18 protein-coding genes are annotated in these 22,204 nt (G+C 55.5%); 4 read left to right on the forward strand and 14 right to left on the reverse strand.

The genetic code is table 11. The features are described from left to right. The first annotated feature begins 23 nt into the window (after positions 1-23). Genes KI614_RS09590 through mltB form a run of 4 tightly spaced genes read left to right on the forward strand, consistent with a single transcriptional unit; the run spans position 24 to position 4,836 of the window. Positions 24-944: an AAA family ATPase gene (locus KI614_RS09590; protein WP_413464198.1), complete on the forward strand. Its 921-nt coding sequence runs from the start codon at positions 24-26 to the stop codon at positions 942-944. Between the two features lie 6 nt (positions 945-950). Continuing rightward, entirely contained in the window at positions 951-1,904 is a 954-nt protein-coding gene (locus tag KI614_RS09595; protein ID WP_226405108.1) for a DUF58 domain-containing protein, read from the forward strand. Then, positions 1,901-3,838, forward strand: a complete 1,938-nt coding sequence (locus KI614_RS09600) for a DUF3488 and DUF4129 domain-containing transglutaminase family protein (protein ID WP_226405110.1) — start codon at positions 1,901-1,903, stop codon at positions 3,836-3,838. The genes KI614_RS09595 and KI614_RS09600 overlap by 4 nt, the downstream gene beginning before the upstream one ends. An 11-nt stretch (positions 3,839-3,849) precedes the next feature. After that, positions 3,850-4,836, forward strand: coding sequence for a lytic murein transglycosylase B (gene mltB, locus KI614_RS09605; RefSeq protein WP_226405112.1), 987 nt, complete (start codon positions 3,850-3,852; stop codon positions 4,834-4,836). A gap of 48 nt (positions 4,837-4,884) precedes the next feature. On the opposite strand, the gene rpoS is transcribed toward mltB, so the two are convergent. From rpoS to KI614_RS09675, 14 genes are all read right to left on the reverse strand, one after another. Further along, the gene (rpoS, locus tag KI614_RS09610) at positions 4,885-5,817 is read right to left on the reverse strand and encodes an RNA polymerase sigma factor RpoS (protein WP_226405114.1); all 933 of its coding nucleotides are present in this window, start codon (positions 5,815-5,817) and stop codon (positions 4,885-4,887) included. Then, positions 5,814-6,770, reverse strand: a complete 957-nt coding sequence (locus KI614_RS09615) for a peptidoglycan DD-metalloendopeptidase family protein (protein ID WP_226405116.1) — start codon at positions 6,768-6,770, stop codon at positions 5,814-5,816. The genes rpoS and KI614_RS09615 overlap by 4 nt, the downstream gene beginning before the upstream one ends. Then, positions 6,767-7,399, reverse strand: coding sequence for a protein-L-isoaspartate(D-aspartate) O-methyltransferase (locus tag KI614_RS09620; RefSeq protein ID WP_203466877.1), 633 nt, complete (start codon positions 7,397-7,399; stop codon positions 6,767-6,769). Before KI614_RS09620 ends, KI614_RS09615 begins: the two co-directional genes overlap by 4 nt. A 26-nt stretch (positions 7,400-7,425) precedes the next feature. Continuing rightward, on the reverse strand, positions 7,426-8,166 hold the full coding sequence (gene surE / locus KI614_RS09625) for a 5'/3'-nucleotidase SurE (RefSeq protein WP_226405118.1): 741 nt from the start codon (positions 8,164-8,166) through the stop codon (positions 7,426-7,428). A gap of 3 nt (positions 8,167-8,169) precedes the next feature. Beyond that, a complete protein-coding gene (locus KI614_RS09630) occupies positions 8,170-8,487 on the reverse strand; it encodes an H-NS family nucleoid-associated regulatory protein (protein WP_203466879.1) in 318 nt (105 codons plus the stop codon). Between the two features lie 205 nt (positions 8,488-8,692). Then, positions 8,693-10,672, reverse strand: coding sequence for an ATP-binding protein (locus KI614_RS09635; protein ID WP_226405120.1), 1,980 nt, complete (start codon positions 10,670-10,672; stop codon positions 8,693-8,695). Between the two features lie 197 nt (positions 10,673-10,869). Next, complete coding sequence (locus KI614_RS09640) at positions 10,870-12,825, reverse strand: EAL domain-containing protein (RefSeq protein ID WP_226405122.1); 1,956 nt, start codon at positions 12,823-12,825, stop codon at positions 10,870-10,872. Further along, complete coding sequence (locus KI614_RS09645; protein ID WP_226405124.1) at positions 12,825-14,270, reverse strand: O-antigen ligase family protein; 1,446 nt, start codon at positions 14,268-14,270, stop codon at positions 12,825-12,827. Before KI614_RS09645 ends, KI614_RS09640 begins: the two co-directional genes overlap by 1 nt. A 132-nt stretch (positions 14,271-14,402) precedes the next feature. Continuing rightward, a complete protein-coding gene (locus KI614_RS09650; protein WP_226405135.1) occupies positions 14,403-14,924 on the reverse strand; it encodes a hypothetical protein in 522 nt (173 codons plus the stop codon). Positions 14,925-15,109: 185 nt separating this feature from the next. Beyond that, positions 15,110-16,117 (reverse strand): UDP-glucose 4-epimerase GalE, encoded by a 1,008-nt coding sequence (galE, locus tag KI614_RS09655; RefSeq protein WP_226405137.1) that lies wholly within the window; start codon positions 16,115-16,117, stop codon positions 15,110-15,112. A gap of 89 nt (positions 16,118-16,206) precedes the next feature. Beyond that, a complete protein-coding gene (locus KI614_RS09660; protein ID WP_226405139.1) occupies positions 16,207-17,652 on the reverse strand; it encodes a mannose-1-phosphate guanylyltransferase/mannose-6-phosphate isomerase in 1,446 nt (481 codons plus the stop codon). Between the two features lie 121 nt (positions 17,653-17,773). Beyond that, the gene (locus tag KI614_RS09665) at positions 17,774-19,180 is read right to left on the reverse strand and encodes an undecaprenyl-phosphate glucose phosphotransferase (protein WP_226405142.1); all 1,407 of its coding nucleotides are present in this window, start codon (positions 19,178-19,180) and stop codon (positions 17,774-17,776) included. 160 nt (positions 19,181-19,340) lie between these two features. Beyond that, the gene (locus tag KI614_RS09670; protein WP_226405144.1) at positions 19,341-20,000 is read right to left on the reverse strand and encodes a VanZ family protein; all 660 of its coding nucleotides are present in this window, start codon (positions 19,998-20,000) and stop codon (positions 19,341-19,343) included. A 45-nt stretch (positions 20,001-20,045) separates the two neighbouring features. Then, on the reverse strand, positions 20,046-22,154 hold the full coding sequence (locus tag KI614_RS09675) for an EAL domain-containing protein (RefSeq protein WP_226405146.1): 2,109 nt from the start codon (positions 22,152-22,154) through the stop codon (positions 20,046-20,048). Positions 22,155-22,204: the final 50 nt, after the last annotated feature.

Raw genomic sequence — 22,204 nt, forward strand, 5'->3', positions numbered from 1 at the left:
CAGGAACCACACTCGCCAGCCGAATGAGCCGCCACCATCCGCTTGCCGATTTATTGGATGAGGCCGGAAAAACGATTCTGGGCAAGGAAATGGAAATTCGCCAGGCACTCACCTGCCTGCTTGCCGGCGGCCACCTGCTGATCGAGGATCTGCCCGGCATGGGCAAGACAACACTGGCTCATACATTGGCTCAACTGCTCGGCCTGCAATTTTCCCGTATTCAGTTCACCAGCGATCTGCTACCCGCCGACATTACCGGTATTTCTCTATTCGACCGCGACAAAAGCGAATTCCGCTTCCTGCCCGGCCCGATTTTTGCCCAGCTGGTGCTGGCCGATGAAATCAACCGGGCCACGCCAAAAACGCAAAGCGCTCTGCTTGAGGCCATGGCGGAAGGTCAGGTCACCACGGAGGGTCAAACGCGTGACCTGCCCTCACCTTTTTTCGTCATCGCCACACAAAATCCGGCCCATCAGATCGGCACCTTCCCACTCCCGGAGTCACAACTGGACCGATTCATGATGCGTATCGAACTGGGCTACCCAAACCGCACGGCCGAGCGCGCCCTGCTTGCGGGCGGTGGCCAGCATGAACAGGCCAAACGTCTTGAAGCAATGATCCAGGGCACAGACCTCCTCACCTTTCAGGCAGAAATCCGGCAGGTACACACCGCCGGACCATTGATCGACTATGTTCAGCTGCTGCTCGAAGCCAGCCGTCACAGCCCCGTCTTTCAGCACGGCCTGTCGCCCCGCGCCGGCCTTGCCCTGCTTGCGGCGGCCCGTGCCTGGGCCTGGCTCGAAGGGCGCGACATGGTCATTCCGGATGACATCCAGGCGATCCTGCCTGCAGTTGCCAGCCACCGCCTGCGCACCAACCAGGGCAGCCAGCATGCCCGACCAGAAGACATTGCCTCCCTGATCCATTCGGTGGCGATTCCCTGACCCCGCATGAAGTTGCTCGCTCAACTGAAGCAGACGCTTTTCCGCTGGCAAAGCGATGGCACGGCACCGCTGCGCCTGGGGCAGCGACGTATTTTCATCATCCCGTCACGCGGCGGGCTGCTATTTGTGACCGCACTCGTTGTGATGCTGATTGGTGCCATCAATTACAGCCTCGCACTCGGCCACGCACTTGTCTTTCTGCTCGCCGGCCTCGGCCTGGTCGGCATGATCCACACCTTTCGCAACCTGTACGATCTAGTAATCACCCCCGGCCGGTGTGATGCTGTTTTTGCCGGAGAAATGGCCTATTTCGAACTGCGGCTCGATAACGAACGAGCCACTGCAAGACGCGCCCTGACTTTCGAGGCAGACGCAGAACATCCGGTGACTGTCACGGTCGACGCCGGGAAAATGCTGAAAATCGCCATTCCCCAGCGCACCATCCGCCGCGGTTGGTGCGAACTATCCAGAATCCGCCTGTCCAGCGAATATCCTCTCGGCCTGTTCCATGCATGGAGCTATCTGCAGCCAGCCATGCGCTGCCTGGTTTTCCCCACCCCGGTCATGACCCCATTGCCGGGCGCATCGGCAACAAGTCGCCAGGGAGCGCAGCGCGGCGCGGCAGGCCAAGAGGATTTTTCCGGATTTCGCCTGCGCCAGCCAGCGGACTCGCTGCATCATGTGGCCTGGAAAGCCAGCGCCCGGATTCCGGATAGCAACGATCTGCTGGTCAAACAATTTGCCGGTGGATCGGCGCTTGAATTGCAACTCGACTGGGCCCTGACCGATCCGGCATTGCCCGACGAAACACGGCTCGGGATTTTGTGCGGCTGGGTCTTGCAGGCCGACGCAAGCGGACAACGCTACGGTCTACGCCTGCCCGGGCATGAAATTGCCCGGGCTGACACCAAAAACCAGCGCCTTGCCTGCCTGCAATTACTCGCACTATTCGCCTTATGAGCCGACCGGCCCACCGCCCTCTCGACCAGACCGCACGCCCCTGGTTAATGGCCGCCGCGCTGGCAACCATCTTGCCGCATCTCGAACATCAAGCCTTGTGGCTGAGCAGCCTGATCGGCCTGATGCTGCTCTGGGCTGCCTGGCTATGGCAGCGCAACGAGCGCCTGCCGAACAGCGGGCTACTCGCCATTATCGTGTGCCTCAGTTGCTGCGCGGTCTATCTCGAATATCAAACCTTGTTCGGCCGCGATGCCGGTGTCGCCCTGTTGGTAATTTTCATGGCCATGAAAATGCTGGAGTTGAAAAACCGGCGCGATGGCATGGTCGTCGTCACCCTCGGCTACTTTCTGCTGCTGACTCATTATTTTTACTCGCAAAGCATTCCAACCGGACTGTGGCTGCTGATTGCGCTATGGCTCGTCACCTCGGCGCTGATTCGCCTGAACAGCGGCCCGGATGCCATGCCACGCAGCATCTTGCGCTACGCGGCCAGCCTGCTCGCCCAGGCACTACCCTTCATGCTCGCGCTATACCTGCTTTTCCCGCGGATCAATGGGCCGCTCTGGGGTTTGCCGCAAGACGCGCATAGCGGCAAGACCGGCCTGTCGGAACAAATGACACCCGGCAGCATTGCTCACCTGGCGCTCAATAACGAGATCGCTTTCCGGGTCCGCTTCGACGCTGAAATACCGCCTGGAAAACTGCTTTATTGGCGCGGCCCGGTCATGGAGTATTTTGATGGAACCACCTGGCGACCGCAGCCGAACCGCCCAGGCTCAGAGCGCATCGAAGTCATCGCCACACCGCTCAGCTACGAAATCACGCTTGAACCCCACAACCAACGCTGGCTGCTAGCGCTCGATGCCCCCACTGGCATGCCACCGGAAACAGGCTTGAATGGCACGTTGACCGCGACACACCGGCAGATCATCAATGAACGTCGCCAATTTCGCTTTGCCTCGACACTGGACTACCGTTTCAACGTTGCCGAGAACCCCAATATTCTCCGACGCAACCTGCAACTACCTGCCGGGAGAAACCCGCAGACGCTCAAACTGGCCGGCGAATGGCGGGCCACGACCAAGGAGCCGGAAGAAGTCGTCAACAAGGCGCTGACACTCTTTGCCGAGCAAAATTTTGTCTACTCCTTGCAACCCCCACTGCTCGGCCCGGAAGGGATCGATGACTTCCTGTTCTCAAGCCGTCGCGGTTTTTGCGAACATTACGCCGCAGCCTTCGTCGTACTGATGCGCGCCGCCGGCATCCCGGCACGCGTGGTCGGCGGCTACCAGGGCGGCGAAGTCAATCCGGTGGACGGCTATCTGACCGTACGCCAATCCGACGCTCACGCCTGGAGTGAAATATGGCTGGAAGGTCGTGGCTGGATAAGGATAGATCCAACGGCCGCCGTTTCACCTGCCCGCATCGAAAACGGTCGCATCGATCAGCCTGGCAGCGCCACCTTGCCGGCCCTGAGCCAACTGCGCACCGCCTGGCTCAAAAACCTGCGTCATCGCTGGGAAGCGATCAACAATGCCTGGAACCAGCAAATACTGAGCTACGACATGCAGCGCCAGCGCCAGCTACTCGCTCGCCTTGGCTGGCAGGAAGCGGGCTGGCAGGACCTGGTCATCCTGCTCGCCCTTTGCTGCACCATACTGCTCGGCGCCATTACGGCCTGGACGCTCCATCAAAAACCCCAACCAGACCCAGCCACCCGTCTCTGGCATAAAGCCTTGCGACATCTGGCACGAAGACAAGTAAACTGCGCCCGCTGGGAAACGCCCAATGCCTTGCTGCACCGTGTACAGACCGAGCACCCAATGTTGGCCGAACCTTTCGGGCGCGTTGTAAATGCTTATCTGGATGTGCGCTACGGCCGTACCTCGAACAATCTGAACCTTCTGCGCGAAGCCATCGCGCAATTGCCCTGACGGAGATCGATTTGAAGCTGACTTTTGGTGCCCTGCTGCTCGCCTGCCTGACTGGTTTGAGCCACGCCGCTGCCAAACCGCCAAGTTTTGCCGACAACCCGGCAACCATCGAATTTGCGCGAGAAATGGAGCAACGCCACGGTTTCAATGCAGATGAGTTGCTCGACAAATTTGCCCAAACCAGCTCGAACGCCAAAGTACTGCAACTGATCAAACCCCCTGCATCCCCTCAACAGCGCTCATGGGAACGCTACCGTCCACGCTTCCTGAACGACCGCCGCATCGATGGTGGCGTACGCTTCTGGCAGGACAACCGCACCGTTCTGGCTCGCGCCCGGGCAATGTACGGCGTGCCGGAGGAAATCATTGTTGCGATCATTGGCGTCGAGACAGAATACGGCCGTAATACCGGCGGCTTCCGCGTCCTTGAATCACTCGCCACCCTGGCTTTCGATTACCCGCGTCGCGCCGATTTTTTCCGCACCGAACTCGAACAATTCCTGCTACTGGCCCGTGAAAACAATATGGACCCGCTCAGTATCAAGGGCTCTTTTGCCGGCGCCATCGGCATTCCACAATTCATGCCGGGTAGCCAACGCCGCTACGCCGTCGACTTCGATGGCGATCAGCGCGTCGACCTGTCGGGCAGCTTTGATGATGCCGTCGGCAGTGTCGGGCGCTTCCTGGAGCAGCATGGCTGGCAAGCCGGCCAGCCGATTGCCGTCGCCGCACGCTTACAAGGTGAACCGGCCCGCGAGCTGATCGAAGCCGGCATTCGCCCCACACTCAAGGTCGGCGAGCTTGCCGCACAAGGTATCAGCAGCAGAGCGGGGAATGAAGACAATGTCGCGCTGATCGACCTCGTATCACCAGGCCGAGAAACCGAATACTGGCTGGGCTACGAAAATTTCTACGTCATCACCCGCTACAACCGCTCCAGCTTTTATGCCATGTCGGTTTTTCAGTTGGCAGAAGAAATTCGCCAGCGGATGCGCTAAATGACCGCAGGCGGGATTGCTGACTGATCCCGCCCTTCGGCAAGCCTTTTAAAACAGGGAGTCGCTTGAAAGATTGCCGCGTTTGACGATCTTGCGCAGACGGTCGAGCGCTTCCATCTGAATCTGCCGCACCCGCTCGCGCGTCAGGCCAAGGTCGTTGGCGATAACATCCAGCGTTGCGACATCGGCATTATTCAGCCCATAGCGCCGTTCGATCACCTGACGCTGGCGCTCGGTCAGTTGATCAAGCCACCCCGCCATCAAGGTATCGACCTCGCTACTCTGCAGCAGGGAAGCCGGATCGCTACCACCATCATCGGCAATAATCTCGACCATGGTGTGCTCGGGATCGATATCGAGCGGCATGTCGAGCGAAGCAATGTGCTCGTTCAACGCAAGAATCCGGCGCACGTCCTCAACCGGCTTGTCGATCAGCACAGCAACCCGTTCCACGGTCGACTCGCGTCGATCGGCTGATTCGAGATGCCGCATGGCACGCAGGACAAGATTGATTTCCTTGACGACATGAACCGGCAAGCGAATTGTTCTCGCCTGGTTCATGATGCCGCGCTCAATGCTCTGGCGAATCCACCACGTCGCATAGGTCGAGAAACGGAAACCACGCTCAGGATCGAATTTCTCAAGCGCGTGAATCAATCCGAGATTTCCCTCTTCGATCAGATCAAGGAGCGGAATGCCACGGTTCAGATAGTGCTTGGCAATATTGACCACCAAGCGAAGATTGTGCTCGATCATTTTCTGCCGCGAGGCAAAATCCCCGGCCCGCATGCAGCGGGCGGTCGCTAGCTCTTCGGCCGGCGTGAGCAGCGGTTTGGCACCAATCTCGTTCAGGTAAAGCTGGGTTACATCCTCAAGCAGATCAAGTTCGGGCGCAATAACTTCCGGCTCGGGGAGCAGGACAGCTTCGTCGGGTTGCCCCTCAAAGCTTTCGTCCTCTTGCTCCCGGTCGGTATGAGTCATTTTTTCGGCAGATACTGAGCCGGATCAACCGGCTTGCCCTGCTTGCGAATTTCAAAGTGCAGCTTGACCGAATCGGCATCCGTGCTGCCCATTTCGGCAATTTTCTGCCCGCGGCTCACCGTCTGGCCTTCTTTGACCAGAATCTTGCGATTATGAGCATAAGCGGAAAGGAAGGTGGCGTTGTGCTTGATGATGACCAACTCACCATAACCTCGCAACCCGGCGCCGGCATATACCACTTTGCCTTCGCCCGCAGCCAGAACGGTATCGCCTGCCTTGCCGCCGAAATCAAGTCCCTTGTTGCCGGACTCGCTGAACGGCGCGACGACTTTGCCGGCGGAGGGCCACAACCATGGCACATCATCCGGACCGGCAGCTACCGCCGGTGCAGGCTGCGCAGGAGCTTGAACGACCGCCGGGGCTGGCGCAGGCGCAGGTTCCGATTTGGTTTCAGCCGGCTTGGCAGGCAGGTCACCCGTTTTATTCAAGCGAGCATAGGCCTCATCGGAATAAGGCTCCTTGCCGACACGCGGCTCTCGCTTCAAATTACTGTTTGACGTCGCTACAGGCTGCTGAGCGGATGGCGGCTGGTCGAGTGAACGGGTTTCGACAACGGGACTGGAGCTAACCGGCTTGCTGACCACCGCTCCCGTATTCTCCACAGTCCCCGGAGGAACAACCCGCAATACCTGCCCCTCCTTGATCGACGAGGGATTGGCCAGATTATTCCAGGCAGCAACATCCTTGTAGTCCTGACCGTGTTCCAGGGCAATACGGTAGAGCGTTTCACCACGTTTGACGGTGTAGTAGCCGGGACCGGAAGGCTGCTGGACAGGCGAAACAGGAGCGGTACGCGAGGCTGCTGACGTACTGCGGTCAACAGCAGGGGCCGGTGGTTGAGAAAAACAACCGGCCAGCAACAAGGGAAGAATCAGAACGGTAAATCGAATCATTGCGTTCCTGCGAGAAGCGGGACAAAGCGAACTGCGTCGAGGCGCGTTTCGACAAATCCCTGAGGCGTGCGTTCAATGAAGCAAAGATACTGCTCTGTCGTACCAATTGGCAAGACTAGCCGGCCGCCAAGCGCCAACTGCTCCAGCAATGCCTGCGGCACATGCGAACCAGCCGCTGCCACAATAATGCTGTCAAAGGGCCCGGCTTCAGGCAGACCCAACTGGCCATCGGCATGTTTCAAGCGGACATTGAACTGCTGCAGGGTCCGCATGTTGGCCTTGGCTTTTTCAAGCAATGGCCCCAGACGTTCGACGGCATAAACCTCATTGGTCAACTGTGCCAATACCGCTGCCTGATAACCGCAACCTGCACCGACTTCAAGTGTCTTGCCCAGTGTCGGGCGCGCATTGAGCAGCAATTCGATCATGCGGGCGACAACGTAAGGCTGAGAAATGGTCTGCCCCATACCAAGCGGCAAGGCGGTATCTTCATAGGCACGGGACGCCAGTGCCTCTTCAACAAACACATGACGCGGCACAGCCGCCATGGCACCCAGCACCGCCTCGTGGCGAATGCCTTTTTCGCGCAAACGCTCGATCATGCGCGCCCGCGTCCGCTGCGAAGTCATACCAATTCCGTGAAGCACGGCCAAGCTCACTCCATCCACTGACGCACCGCCGGCAACTGAGCCGGGTGCGTCAAATCAATTTGCAAAGGTGTGATTGACACACAACCCCGCTCGACCGCGTTGAAGTCGGTGCCGGGCCCTGCATCAGCTGCCGCACCTGCCGCACCAATCCAGTAAACCGTTTCATTACGCGGTGACTGCATTTTGACAACTGGCTCGGCTTTGTGGCGGCGACCAAGGCGGGTCACTTCAAACCCCTTCAATTCGGCATGCGGAATATCGGGCACGTTCACATTCAGCAATACCGGCTGCTTGATCGGATTGCGAATAAATCGCTCAACAAGATCGCGCGCCACCCGGCCAGCCGTATCAAAATGCTTGCCTTCAAAATTATTCAGGGAAATTGCCAGAGAAGGTATTCCGAGCAAAAACCCCTCGGTCGCCGCCGCTACCGTCCCCGAATAAATCGTATCGTCTCCCATGTTGGCACCGTGATTGATACCTGAAACGATAATGTCGGGCAAATAATCCAGCATGCCTGTCACGGCCAGATGGACACAATCGGTCGGCGTTCCATTCACAAAATGAAAACCGTTGGCCGCTGTTTTCAAGAACAAAGGCCTGTCCAGCGTCAGCGAATTACTCGCCCCGCTGCGATTCTGCTCGGGAGCAACCACCACAATTTCACCAAGCCCGGAAAGCGCTTGCGCCAGGGCGGCAAGCCCCGGCGCAAAATAACCGTCGTCGTTACTGAGCAGAATGCGCATCGATCAAACCAGGAGGCTATCCAGGCTCGCCCCATTGGCGACCCAGGCTTCAACCCACTTTGGCTTGCGGCCACGACCAGTCCATTCCAGTTCAGGATTTTCCGGGTGACGATATTTGACTTTGACCTTGGATGTGCTGGCCGCCTTGACCTTCACTTCCTTACCGATCAAATCCTCAATGGCATAACCACGAGCTTTGGCAAAAGCGCGAACTTCATTGAGGATATTGGCTTTATCCTGTACTTCTCTGCGCTTCAATTCAGCCGGAATCTGTTGCTGCAAATCACGCAATTCAATAACGGAAAGTGCTGAAAGATCCATAATTATCTCCAAATAAAATAAGCAAGAACAATTTAGTGAATACCTGCTTATTTATCAACCAATAAAATCAAAAACCGGCAAACGCCGGCTATTTAACCTGACCATTTCCAAACATCGAAACAAGACGGCCGAATAAAATTCTTTGATGCATTCTAACACAGCCCACACCGTCACCGGCTCTATCGCCCCTCTGGGGTATCGGCATTTACTTTAAAAATTTAAGCCATTTGAATAAGGTATTAAAAAAAACGTCCGGGTTAACTGGCTTTCCGATGTGGTCATCCATTCCATTGGCAAAACAGGCTCTTCGATCCTCGTCAAAAACATTCGCCGTCATTGCGAGAACGGGTGTATTCATGTTCAAAGAGTCACCTCGAATTCTGCGGGTTGCCTCAATACCATTCATTTCAGGCATTTGAACATCCATCAAGATCAATGAGTAATAATTTTGCTTGGCCAGATTAACTGCTGCCAAACCATTATCAGCAAGATCGACAACCAGTCCCACATCCTCGAGAAGACAACGCGAAATTTCCTGATTGATCGGTTCGTCCTCAACCAACAAAACGCGAGCGCCAGAAAAATCCAGTCTGATCTGCGCTTCAACACTATCAAGATCCGTGTAAAGATGAGGCGGCTCAACTCTCGCCTCAAGCTTGTCAAATCGCGCAGAGAACCAGAATGTACTCCCTTGCCCCAAGGTGCTTTCAACACCGATGTCGCCCCCCATCAGACGCGACAACTGCTTGCTGATCGCCAGCCCCAGACCTGAACCGCCGTATTTTCTGGTCATTGAACTGTCAGCCTGCTCAAAAGCAGTAAACAAACGGGATTGATCTTCAGTTGAAATACCAATACCCGTATCCAAAACCTCAAAACGGAGCAAAACCGTCGTCAGACTTTCTTCAATCGGGCGCACACGAATGCTGACCGTCCCTTGCGAGGTAAATTTGACTGCATTGGCAACCAGATTGAGCAAAACCTGCCCGAGACGTAAAGGATCTCCTTCCAGGGCCAGGGAGGACAATTCAGGCGGCGAGTCGACACGCAGCGTCAATCCTTTCTCCGAGATGCGTTCAGAGACCAGGCTGACCACATTCTCCAAAACCTCTCCCAACTGGAACCGGACTTTTTCGAACAGCAAGCGCTCCGCTTCAATTTTCGAAAGATCAAGAATGTCGTTGATCACAGCCAACAATATCTGTGACGATTTTCTGGCCTTGCTCAGTTGCTCCCGTACGGTGCTATCCGTTGTACGCTTCAAAGCCAAATCTACCATCCCCATGATGCCATTCATCGGCGTACGCAACTCATGGCTCATATTGGCGAGAAAAGTCCCTTTGGCGCGACTGGCTGCCTCTGCCGCCTCTTTGGCGATGGACAGCGCCAAGGTGCGCTCTTTGACCTGGAACTCCAGATGATCCCGATGTTGAGCCAATTCCTGCTGCGCTTTCTCGCGCTCCCGATCCCAGCGAGCCGAGAGCCTGCCCCCTGCCACAATGCCAGCCAGCCCGATCAGCCAGATAACGGCGTGACTGATCCCCAACTGAATCCGGGACTCTTCTATCTGAGCCAGATAAGGTGCCAGCGGCAAATTCAGCCCTGTCGCTCCTCGCATATCACCCGTCTTGTAGCCAAGAATACCGTGGCATTTATCACAGCCGGTTTCCATGTACATGGCACGCAAATATCGCAAATTCGGCTGGCCATTGATCTCGGCAATTTCCCAGACCTCAGTTTTGTCTCCCCGGGAAAAAGCTTCGAGTTGCCGACGCTCCCAATCATCCGGTGCATTGCCCGGATTCAGGTATTTCAGACCGGTAATCCGGCCACGAATCCCATACTCTTCGGCATAGGCATCCATGATCTGCCGCAGCATTGAGGCTGGATTCAGGAGTGTCAACTTCAGACCGTCCGTCGTGGTGACATCCCGCCCGGGAACGTGAGACAGCCAGGGAACTGATTTTTGCGTTGCTGTCACGGGGACATAAACGCCACCGTGCATTGTTGCCCAACGGCGAAAAATGATGTCTTTATTCAGATTGGCCCGCGCTTCGGAATAGGCCATTGCCATCATCTGGGCTTGGGTGCTGTTCAAGTTCCAAACAAGCGAAAAGGCCAGCACTCCAGTCCAGAGGAGTGCCGCCAAAACCGATAACCGAAGAGTCAGATATCCGTAGGCCATCAGGAGGCCATTCACCCAAGCGCAAGCATATCAATAGCGAACAATATAACACCCGGAAGAATGACTATTGAGTTTTCTCAACCCCAACGTTGCATCAAGACGAATCACCCGCAATTCACCTTGATGCAACCTTCGCAAGCGCTGTATTAGATCAGGACAACATCAACACCACCGCAACCCGCACGACCATAGCCGGCTTAGCTGCCAATATCGGGGGACGGCGCTCCGAAGTGATAGCCTTGTCCGCCACCAACCTGATCCTTGATCAACATTTCAACCTGCTCCGCACTCTCGACACCCTGGGCAATCACATCGACATCCAGTTGATGCGCGAGCGCAATAACAGACTGAAGCAGGGAGTGCGCACCGGCATTGACCGGCGCTTCGGCAACCAGGCCCGTATCGAGCTTGATGTAGTCCGGCGGCACTTCGCGCAAGGTCTGCAGTGATTTGGGGGCCAAGCCAAAGTGATCGATACCAAAACGTGCACCATGTTCTCGAACCATCGATGCAAACCGTCGAGCAGCCTCGATATCAATTGAACAACCGTACTCGGTCAATTCAAACGACAGACGTGCCGCCAATCCCCCCAATCTGACGAGACGGCCAGACAGCCACTTCACAAACTCGGCACTCTGCAAGCTCTGATTGGACATATTGACTGCCAGATGCCCTTCTGTTTGAACGCCGGCCTCAAGAATGCCAAACACCAACTCAAGCAATGCACGGTCAATATCGGCCATCAGATGATGGCGCAAAGCCATGGGCAGAAAACGAGCGGCGGGTACCAGGCGGCCATCCGTCCCGACTAGCCGGGTCATGATTTCACGGTGAATCACATCACGCGTCGCTAGCGAGACAACCGGCTGCCCAAGCAAGGTCCAGCGATTCTCGGCCATCGCATTCTGAATCAACTCGCGCCAACCCAGCGAGCCCAAAGCGCCTTCATCGCCCTCTTCTTCCATGACGAACTGCAAGGCATTACGCCCGGATTGGCGAGCTGACTCGATCGCCAGATCAAGTCGCGCCATTACCTGCGACCGCTTGTCGCTCTTGTGGAAGTTCACCACCCCCAGGCTGAAGGAGATGTCCACATCTCCCGACACCGATTCAATTTCGAGCTGGAGCGACTCCTGTAATTCACGCCCGACTCCGGCCATGGCTGTACCATCAAGCCCAACCACCACGAAGCCGAAGGAAGTGCCGCCAATCCGTCCGAGAATCATTGCGTGCTCACCAAGAATCCGGCGAACGATGTGAGTCAGTGTCACCAGGAAAGCATTGCCACGCTGGTAGCTGGTTTCAGTATTGAATGCCTTGAGGTTGTTGATTTCGAGCCCGATCACCGACCCTTCTGAAAACTGGACATCGCCTTCAAGCAACTGGGTAAAACGCAAATCGAAGCTACGTCGGTTATCCAGGCCGGTGATTTCATCCTGATACGCTTCCTTGCGAAAACCATCTGCCCGCTTCGACTCTGCATCGAGAAAATCCGAAATACGCTGCGACATGCGATTCATGGCTCGCACAACGCGTCCCAACTCCAAAGCCTTCGGGACAATTGGAATCTGGACAAAACGTCGTTCCTGAATAGCCAGCGCAGTTCGCTCGATATCAGACAAGGGGCGCAAAATCAGGCGCAACAAAAAGCGCGTCAGAATCATTGCAATAAGGTAGCCAAGTCCCATCCAGCCACCTGCCTCCAGCGTGTATTTCCACAAATACTGATATGCATGGGTTGGCTGCGAGACCACGACAACCTTGCCCAATTGTCGCCAGCCGGCAGAAATGAAAGCTTCACCAGGCGGCGCATGCAACTGGATCAGGCTTGAAAACCACAGAGGCACACCATCGATTTTGGTTGGCAAGTCGCGGTCGACCACGACAGATCCATCAATTCCGATGACAGCGATGCGCTGGAAATAGCCTCGGTCGAACATCGAGGTGACCTGCACATTAGCCAAGCCTGCATCATTTTTGCCCAATGACTGCGCAAGCGGCAAGGAAAGCGATGACGCGGCATCCTGGGCATGCGAACCAAGCTGCTGCTCCAGGTAATCGCGCGTGCCGTTGATACCCACGGCCATCAGCCCCAGAAAAATCACCAGAAAAACCAGTGAAATCGCGATGAACAACTGCCGCCTCAACGTCATCAAACCACTCCCTGCATTTTGTTGCGCCGCGGCATAGCCGATTTTGATCCTGAACGGCTACGTTCCCCGGGCGAACGCCCGCCACCTTGCGGCAAGGCACCGGCCATCCAGACCATGGCCATGACGATAACCAGCGTCAACGCATTAGCCGGCAACTGTAAATTGAAATCGACCGTACTATGTATGGCAATTGCAACAATCGCCATCAGCGAACCAAAGGCCACGCCACGCGGCAAGCTTGAACGGCGGCGCATCAGGATCAGGATGGCCTTTGCTGCGGTCAACACCACAAAACCGGCCAAAATCCCCAGGCCAAACACTCCCGTATCGGCCGCAATCTCGACATAATCGTTATGTGCGTGATCCCAGTACAACTCGCGCGGTGTGCGGTAACGCAGATAGGTATTGTAAAAACTCCCGGCGCCAGTCCCCAGCACCGGGAAATCGCGAACGAGATCGACGCTGTAGCGCGCCACCTCAGTTCGCAACTCGACCGATTCCTCGCGAGCGCCAATTTCCTGAACCATGCCGGTATCACGTACCCGCTCGACCACTTTTTCCAGACCAACCCAAGTGCCGACAATCACCACATCGATAATGATCAAGCTGGCGATCAGACCTATCGTTGCCGGCGCCATCTTGCGCGACAGCACAATGGCAATAAGACCAACAATCAGCATGGCCGCAAAAAATCCGGCATTCCCCATGCGTGAGCGCGTCAGAACCAAGGCGATGACCAGAATAATCAGCATCATGCGCAAGCGCATCTTGGGACTCAGGATAAAGTCAAATACCTTGACCAGCTTGTGCTTCCAGTTGCCTATTTGCTCGCTTTTTTCAGCCCCAAGACGGGCCAGCATCAAACCGATCCCGACCGACAGGCAAATCTCCATATAGCCAGCAAAGTGGTTGTGATAGCCAAAAGTACCAAAAACCCGGTTATGGGCAATATCGAAGAAAAATATCCGGTAAGTCGCCCCAACCGAAAACAGCAGCACGCCGATGATCGCCTGTAGCAGACCGGCACCGACAATCAGTAAAGCGAGTTTATCCAGTCGCTCCTTGTCACGAACCGTCAGCAACGCAACGATAAAACAGGAGAAATAGGCGAAAGTGAGGGCGGCATAAATCTGCGTCTGGTTCGGATCAAGACTAATCCTGAAGGAAGAAACACCCTGCTGCACGGTCACTGTTTCAGGTGAAAGCAATGCAAGAAAACTGGCTGGCAATGGCAACAGTTGCGCCCAGACCAGCAAGCCAAACAAACCAAACAAAGCAAGCGGCCATTTGAATAATTTCAGCCGCTCAAAGGCGTCGACCGCAGCATGCCGCCAGACAAACATCGCCCCGAGAAGGAGCAATTGCGACCAGCAAACCAGAATACCGACGGCCCAGGTCCGATTGCTTCCCAAAGGCAGCGGCGCCCAGAAAAGAAGAAGGATCAAGCCACGAAATAACCAGCGATCATCGATCTCTGAAGAAAAAGCAGGTCTGGCAGACGAAACTGTGCGCATGGAGAAAATATCGAGGTAAAAAAAATGGCAGCCTTAAGCTGCCATTATCGGGTAGAGGCTCGATCAGGAGCGGCTACCGCCGCCACCGCCACCACCGGAGATGGTGGATGCGCCACCACTCGTACCAAAGCCACTGTTACCATTGCCGGAAGAGTTATTTCCGACATTACCCTGGCCTTGACCCTGACCATTGTTACCAGCGGCAGTTGCTGCGGTAATTTGTGTCGGATCAGCACCACCGGCAATTGCTGCACCCTGAGCGGTCGCCAGCGTTGCACCGGAATTAACGGCAGCACGGACGGCAGCTTCAGCAACAGCTTCGTTGCCATTGGCAGCGGCCACAACGGCGGTAACTGCATCTGAAGCACTGATTCCCTGCTCGATCATGGCGCTGGTAGTCAGCGTGGTCGAGACATTCGCAGCCTTGGCTGCATTGGCGATCTGGGCCGGCGTCTGACCTGCAGCCCTGAGGCTTGCAACTTCAGAAGCAATTTGCGTGGCAGTCATGCCACTGGTGAAGGCTGCCATGGCGGAGAAACTCACTGCCATCACACCTGCGATCAAACCTAGCTTGAATTTCTTCATAGCACCTCCTAAATAGTATGCGCGAAGGTTAACATCGGCACATGCACACGTCAACAAATCAAAGGTAAAAAGTTTCAAAAAACGATAAATAACACTGACTTAGACAGATTATTCTGTTTGATTTTACCGATCAGGCTTGCAACAAAAACTGCGCAGTCAGCGCAGCTTCAACAATCAACAAGCACTCACTCGTAGCCGACAGGATTCATTGACTGCCAACGCCAGGTATCAGTGCACATTGCTTCAATACCCCGCTCTGCCTGCCATTTGAGGCTCTCCAACGCAAAGCTCGGATTGGCGTAACAAGAAGCCACATCACCCGGACGACGCTCGACAATGCGATGTGCGACCTGTTTGCCACTGGCCTTTTCGAAAGCGGCAATCATTTGCAAAACACTGTATCCCTGCCCCGTCCCCAGGTTGACCGTCAGCACACCCGGCTTCTCGTTGAGTGCCCGCAGCGCGGCAAGATGCCCCGAAGCAAGATCAACCACGTGGATGTAATCACGCACCCCGGTACCGTCGACCGTCGGATAATCATTACCGAAAACAGATAATTCCGGGCGTTTGCCGACTGCAACCTGCGCAATGAACGGCATCAGATTATTCGGAATGCCGTTCGGATCTTCACCGATCAAGCCGCTGCTGTGCGCCCCCACAGGATTGAAATAGCGCAGTAAGGCAATACGCCACGAAGGATCGGCAATAGCGAGATCGCGCAGGATTTCCTCGATCATCAGCTTCGAACGCCCGTAGGGGTTGGTTGCCTGGAGAGGAAAATTCTCAATGATCGGCACGGTGTGCGGATCGCCATAAACGGTAGCGGATGAACTAAAAACCAGTTTTCTGACACCTGCTTCAGCCATGGTCTGGAAAAGCACCAGACTGCCCTGCACGTTGTTGTCGTAATAGCGCAAGGGCTGGGCAACCGACTCGCCAACCGCTTTCAGGCCGGCAAAGTGGATCACTTCGCTAATGGCATGGCGGGCAAACAATTCGCCCATCGCCGCACGATCGCGAATATCTGCCTGCACGAAAGCCGGGCGGCGGCCAGTAATGCTTTCGATACGGTCAAGTACAGCCAGTTTGCTGTTACTGAGATTATCAACAATCAGCAAATCTGCGCCGGCCTCAAGCAGCTCGACAACAGTGTGCGAACCGATATAACCCATCCCACCGGTGACCAGAATCATTCAGAACTCCAAAAATCCAAGGCAAATTTTGCGGTCGACCGGGAAAACCCCCAATTTATGGCAAACATCCATCACCACCCGCTTTTCGGTCAACGTCCGTAAATATCTTCAAACCGGACGATGTCATCCTCCCCCAAATAACTGCCTGATTGCACTTCGATCATTTCCAGAGGCAGTTTGCCCGGGTTCTCAAGGCGATGCTTGGTACCCAGCGGGATATAGGTTGATTGGTTTTCGGACACCAGCAGCGTTTCTTCGCCACGGGTCACCTTGGCTGTTCCGGAAACGACGATCCAGTGCTCTGCACGATGGTGATGCATTTGCAGCGAAAGACAGGCGCCGGGATTGACGACGATGCGCTTGACCTGGAATCGTTCGCCGAAATCGATGCTGTCATACCACCCCCAGGGCCGGAAAACCTTGCGATGCGAAAGTGATTCCGGGCGCTTTTGAGCCTTGAGTTGCCCGACTACTTCCTTGACCTTCTGAATCTCGGAACGATCCGCCACCAAAATGGCATCGGCTGTTTCAACCACGACAATGTTTTTCAGACCAATGCAGGCAACCAGGCGGTCTTCGGCAACAACCAGCGTGTCCTGAGAGTCAACTGACAGGACATCGCCCATCAGCACATTGCCGCCGGCATCCTTGTCACCGATTTCCCACAGCGCGCTCCAGGCGCCCACATCAGACCAGCGCGCATCGAGCGGAACAACAGCGACCTCACCGGTATTAGCCCCTTCGCGGGCAAGACGCTCCATCACGGCATAGTCGATTGAGTCGGATGGACAGTCGGCGAATGCCTCTTTCGATGGACGGAGAAAATCGTGATCCTGCTGCCGGCCCTCATAGGCCTTGAGGCAAGCAGCCGTAATGTCGGCACGACACTGCGCCATCTTGGCCAGCCAGACCGATGTTTTGATGACGAAAATCCCGCCATTCCATAGGAAACGCCCACTGGCCAGATAGCTTTCAGCGGTCGCAGCATCCGGCTTTTCGACAAACTGATCGACCAGGCACGCCCCATCGGCCAGTGCTGCACCCTGCTTGATATAACCATAACCCGTTTCCGGGGCAGTTGGCTTGATACCAAAAGTAACCAGTTTACCCTGCTCGGCCAGGGCGGCCCCCTGCATCACTGCTTTGCGAAAAGCAGTTTCATCCTGGATCACATGATCCGCCGGCATGATGACCAGCACCGGGTCGCTTCCCTCACCTTGAGCAGCCAGCGCAGCCAAGGTCAAAGCAGGTGCCGTATTGCGCCCGCAAGGTTCGAGGACCAGGGTGGGATGCGCTACACCAACCTGACGCAGTTGCTCGGCGATCAGGAAGCGATATTCCTCATTGCCGACTAACAAAGGAGCAGCCAGTACATCGCCTTCTGCCAGCGCAAGCCCGTCGAGGCGCAACGCTGTCGCCTGGAGCATGGTGTGATTGCCATTCAGGCAAAGCAACTGCTTGGGGTACTGTTCGCGAGAAAGCGGCCAGAGGCGGGTGCCTGAGCCGCCACAAAGAATAACGGGCTGGATGATCATGAAATGGGATCCATCGATGGCTCCCCGACGAGGCGGGGAAAAAATTCAAGGAATTACTTTAGCAAATAAAGCTGGCCATGCCCGCACCACTCAGTCGGCCAGTCGAGACCGCACCGGGAACCTAGTACGCATTTTTATTCACGAACCCCTTGAATACCGTGAGAAAAATGATCTTTAGGTCAAACCACAGCGACCAGTTTTGAACGTATTGCAAATCAAACTTGACCCGCATGGCCATTTTGTCGACGGTCTCCGTTTCACCACGCCAGCCACTGATCTGAGCCCAACCGGTAATCCCCGGCTTGACCTTGTGGCGCAACATGTAGCCACGAATCAGGCGACGATACTGCTCGTTGTGTGAAACCGCATGCGGCCGCGGGCCAACGACGGACATCGAACCTTGCAATACATTGAAAAACTGCGGCAATTCGTCAAGCGAAGTACGCCGTAAAAAAGCGCCGAAGGGAGTAATCCGCATATCCCCTTTTTGGGCCTGGATGACTTTATCGCCATCCTCGCAAACCGTCATGCTGCGAAATTTCCAGACTTCGACGACAGCACCATTCAGTCCATAGCGGCGCTGCTTGAAAAGCACCGGGCCGGGCGAGGTCAATTTAACGCCCAGTGCGATCAACGCCATGGGGAGGGCAATCAGCAGCAGGATCAGGCTGGCGACAACAATATCCTCCGCCCGCTTGACCCAGCCATCCACCCCATAAAACGGGCTTTCATGAAGACTCAGCACCGGGATGCCGTCCATGCTCGAAAGCTTTCCGTGCAGCAGATCGAAGATAAAGAAATTAGGCACCATATAGACGGAAGCCGTCGTGTCGCTGAGCGCATTGACCAGTTCGACGATTCGATTTTCTGCCTTCATCGGCAATGTGATGTAGATGTAATCCACCTCACCGTTGCGGGCCATCTCGACCAATTCGTCAAACCGCCCGACGCCATCGACATCATTGGCGGCATGTTTGCAATCCCGCGCAGCCAGACGGTCGTCGAAATAGCCGACGCAGCGCATACCCAACCATGGTGAGTTGCGCACTTTCTCTTCAACCTGCATCCCCATTTTGGTTTTACCGGCAATAGCCAGTGTACGGGTATTTCTTCCGGAAGAGCGAAAGGCGTTGAGAACAAGACGCAAGGCGATGCGTGAAGCCGCCAGCATCAGCGGTGCGAGGACAAACCAGACCAAGGTTGCCGCACGAGAGAAGTCAGATGAAGTTTTGCCAAGAAAACCCAGCACAACCAGCGCAATCGCTGTCCAGATCCAGACCATCAACGTCTTCGAAACAGCGTTGTGCAAGGGCTCAAGCCGCCACGAACCGTAAATCTGCTGGGCACCGCCAATCATGACGAACAGCAGGACAGCCAAAATACCGGCCTGGACATAAGGACCATCCAGATCAAGGCCGTGAGTCAACTCCAGCGAGATAGCCAAAGCCACCAGGATCATCACCGCATCCAGGATGCGGTGGAAAAATGCAATTTTTGAACTATGCGGCCGAACAAGCCCTGAAGACATGAAACCCATAAACTGACCACCGTAATTCAATCATTTCGTGACAATGTGCTGCGCGCGAATAATGCCACGATGAAGAAATTTGCCCTATAAGACAAAAGGCATATCAAAATCGCTTATCATCAAAATTCCGCCGAATACTGCTTTTATTTATTGCAAGCAACTACCTGACTTGCCCAACCCATTCGAGTACTGCCGGGATTTGCCATCCCAGTGCCGCCTGAATCAGCAACAGGACAACCAGGACCGTCGCGGTCGACACCAATAAAAACCCGAAAATCAATGCCCAGACGCTCCATCGCGCCACAGCCTGCTCGACAGGCGCCAATTCGCGCCGCTCGCGCCCACCAAGCAAGACAACATAAAATTCCCAACGCCACAGCTTGAAAGTCCAACGGTAATCCAGCGCATGGCGGCCCCAGGCGGATACCTCACGGCGCTCGGGGACAATCTCGCCTTCGCGCAAAGCCACACTCTCGCGCAGCACCCAGAGCAAGCGTCCAAGCAGATAAATCAGCGTGGCCAGCGTAACACCGACAATATCGGCATACCAATCCTCCAGGCTCGGCACGTGCCCTTCCTGGAAAAACTGATGAATTTCCTCCGCTCCGCCACCGACAATCGCAATCAGGGTGATCCACACCCACGATCCCTTCAAGGTCCAGCGCGTCAACCACCAGATCACAAAGAAGACCGAAGCATGCAACACTTTGTCCCAACTGGCATAAATTGCGCGCGACTCTGCCTGGTTCAGCCCCCAATACAACCCGGCCACCACGAGAGCGGAGGCCAGCAGAGGAATAAAACGGAAAGGCAATTTCATCAAAAAACCATGGTCGACCGCGAATAACTGTCCATTATCCCGCAGTTAATGCTGAGTCGAGAGTTCCAATACACGATCGTTCAGTGTGCCCCGCCATTTTTCGTGAACGATAAAATCCCGCAGCTCGTTGCAAGTCATCGGTTTTCCGAAAATGTAGCCTTGCACGGCTTCACAGCCGGATTGACGAAGAAACTCGAGTTGCGACGGTGTTTCAACCCCTTCGGCAACGGAGCGCAAGCCGAGGCGCTTGCTGAAAGCAATCAGCGCTGCAACTAGCTCACGAATTTGCGGAGCACGGTCGATTTCCTTGATAAAGGTGCGGTCGATCTTGATCGAGCTCATCGGTAATTGGCAGATCAGGCCGAAAGAGCAAAAACCGGCCCCAAAATCATCAAGCGTGAATTTGCAGCCCGAGTAAGCCAAGCGAAACAAGGTTTGCTGGGCAATTTCATTACCGGTCAATGCAGTTTCGGGGCACTCGAAGGTAATGTAGCGCGTTTGCATACCGGCGCGAACGAGTGTGTCGAGCAGCTTGGGAACGGCATCCGGTGCGGAAAGCTGCCGTGCGGAAAGGTCAATCACCAGCCCCAGGTTGGCATGGATGTCGTTAAGGCTGGTCAATTCGCGTACAGCTTCGGCCAGGGCCAGTTGACCAAGCTCCGGCATGATTCCAATATCCTCGGCCACCTCAAGGAAACGTCCAGCATCGAGCAGACCAAATTCAGGATGGTGGAATCGCAGCAATGCTTCGACATTTTCCAGACGGCCATCGAGCAAGGAAATTTCCGGCAGATAACGTAACGAATAGCGCCAGTTTTTCAGACCGTCACGCAGTTCTCGCTCCATATCCAGACGGTTGCGCGCCGAGTTCTGGGCATCCTGCTCGATATATCTGAAGCAGCCTCGTCCGGCGGCCTTGGCGCTGTACAGGGCGCTATCGGCAGCAGCAAGCAGGGTTTCAGGGTCGGTGGCATCAGTCGGGAAACGACCAACCCCGATGCTGGCCCCCAGTTCAAGCTGGATTTTGCCAAACTGGAACGGCTGCTTGAGTTCGCTGATCAGTTTTTCGCAAACGCTGGCCAATCCTTCCGGATGCTCATTGAGTTCGAGAATGACCACAAACTCATCCCCACCACGTCGGCTCACCGTATCGCTGTGGCGCAACAGGCTGAGCATGCGATCAGCCATGGTTTTAAGTACTTCGTCACCAACCGCATGTCCATAGGTATCATTGATTTCCTTGAAACGGTCGAGATCGACGTAAAGCACTGCCAGTTTTTGGCGATGGCGCTGGGCACGGGCAACTGCACGTTGCAAACGATCGTTGAACAGCAGGCGGTTGGGCAAGCCGGTCAAGGCATCAAAATGTGCCATGCGCCGAATGTGCTCTTCTTCCTTCTTGCGTTCCGAGATATCGGAAATCAGGCCAACATAACGGCGAGAGCCCTGGAATTCACCGTCGACCGCAGCAATCGAAAGCCATTCGGAAAATGTCACGCCATCCTTGCGGCGATTGACAATTTCACCGGACCAACGACTGTGGGTACGCAGGGTATCCCACATCGCCCGATAAAACTCGGGACCATGCACACCGGCGGAAAGCATGCTAGTTCGTTCGCCAATCACCTCATCCGGCCGATAACCGGTTATTTCGGAAAAAGCCGGGTTGACCGCAAGAATCGTGCGGTCCTCATTGGTCACGATGATGCCTTCGTTGGCAACTTCAAACACCATGCGGGCCAGCTTGAGCTCCATGACCCGCTTGCGATCACGCAAACAACGGGCAATGACATCAAGCAGCAGCACAGGATCGACCGGTTTGAAAACATAGCCATCCACACCGATGTCGATGGCGCGACGCAGATGCTCGGTTTCTGCCGATGAAGAAATGACGACGATAGCCGCATCAGGATCCTGGTCCTTGATCTGCTCGCTCATCGCCAAACCGTCGATACTCGGCACCGAAATCTCGGTCAACGTCACATCCGGTTCGCGCAAACACCACTGGCGCAAGCCCTCCTCGCCATTTTTGGCCAGAAATACTTCGCCAACGTGAGGCAGGATGATGCTCTCGATGTGAGCCCGCATGGCCGGGTCACTTTCGATGACCAGGATGCGGGCTTTGGCAAATAATGGAGAAACAAGGTAGCTCAAGGGAATTCCTTGCGTAAAAGAGATCGCACCGACAAGCGTTTTCCAGCGGA

Source organism: Dechloromonas denitrificans, from assembly GCF_020510665.1.
Classification (GTDB): Bacteria; Pseudomonadota; Gammaproteobacteria; order Burkholderiales; family Rhodocyclaceae; genus Azonexus; species Azonexus denitrificans_B.

Bases quoted from the DNA above. Each gene is read 5' to 3' on its own strand.
- KI614_RS09660 (WP_226405139.1), bottom strand. From the start codon at position 17,652: ATGATCATCCAGCCCGTTATTCTTTGTGGCGGCTCAGGCACCCGCCTC.
- KI614_RS09665 (WP_226405142.1), bottom strand. From the start codon at position 19,180: ATGTCTTCAGGGCTTGTTCGGCCGCATAGTTCAAAAATTGCATTTTTC.
- KI614_RS09620 (WP_203466877.1), bottom strand. From the start codon at position 7,399: ATGACTTCGCAGCGGACGCGGGCGCGCATGATCGAGCGTTTGCGCGAA.
- KI614_RS09635 (WP_226405120.1), bottom strand. From the start codon at position 10,672: ATGGCCTACGGATATCTGACTCTTCGGTTATCGGTTTTGGCGGCACTC.
- KI614_RS09630 (WP_203466879.1), bottom strand. From the start codon at position 8,487: ATGGATCTTTCAGCACTTTCCGTTATTGAATTGCGTGATTTGCAGCAA.
- galE (WP_226405137.1), bottom strand. From the start codon at position 16,117: ATGATTCTGGTCACCGGTGGGATGGGTTATATCGGTTCGCACACTGTT.
- KI614_RS09615 (WP_226405116.1), bottom strand. From the start codon at position 6,770: ATGATTCGATTTACCGTTCTGATTCTTCCCTTGTTGCTGGCCGGTTGT.
- rpoS (WP_226405114.1), bottom strand. From the start codon at position 5,817: ATGACTCATACCGACCGGGAGCAAGAGGACGAAAGCTTTGAGGGGCAA.
- KI614_RS09640 (WP_226405122.1), bottom strand. From the start codon at position 12,825: ATGACGTTGAGGCGGCAGTTGTTCATCGCGATTTCACTGGTTTTTCTG.
- KI614_RS09590 (WP_413464198.1), top strand. From the start codon at position 24: ATGAGCCGCCACCATCCGCTTGCCGATTTATTGGATGAGGCCGGAAAA.
- KI614_RS09650 (WP_226405135.1), bottom strand. From the start codon at position 14,924: ATGAAGAAATTCAAGCTAGGTTTGATCGCAGGTGTGATGGCAGTGAGT.
- surE (WP_226405118.1), bottom strand. From the start codon at position 8,166: ATGCGCATTCTGCTCAGTAACGACGACGGTTATTTTGCGCCGGGGCTT.
- KI614_RS09600 (WP_226405110.1), top strand. From the start codon at position 1,901: ATGAGCCGACCGGCCCACCGCCCTCTCGACCAGACCGCACGCCCCTGG.
- KI614_RS09595 (WP_226405108.1), top strand. From the start codon at position 951: ATGAAGTTGCTCGCTCAACTGAAGCAGACGCTTTTCCGCTGGCAAAGC.
- KI614_RS09670 (WP_226405144.1), bottom strand. From the start codon at position 20,000: ATGAAATTGCCTTTCCGTTTTATTCCTCTGCTGGCCTCCGCTCTCGTG.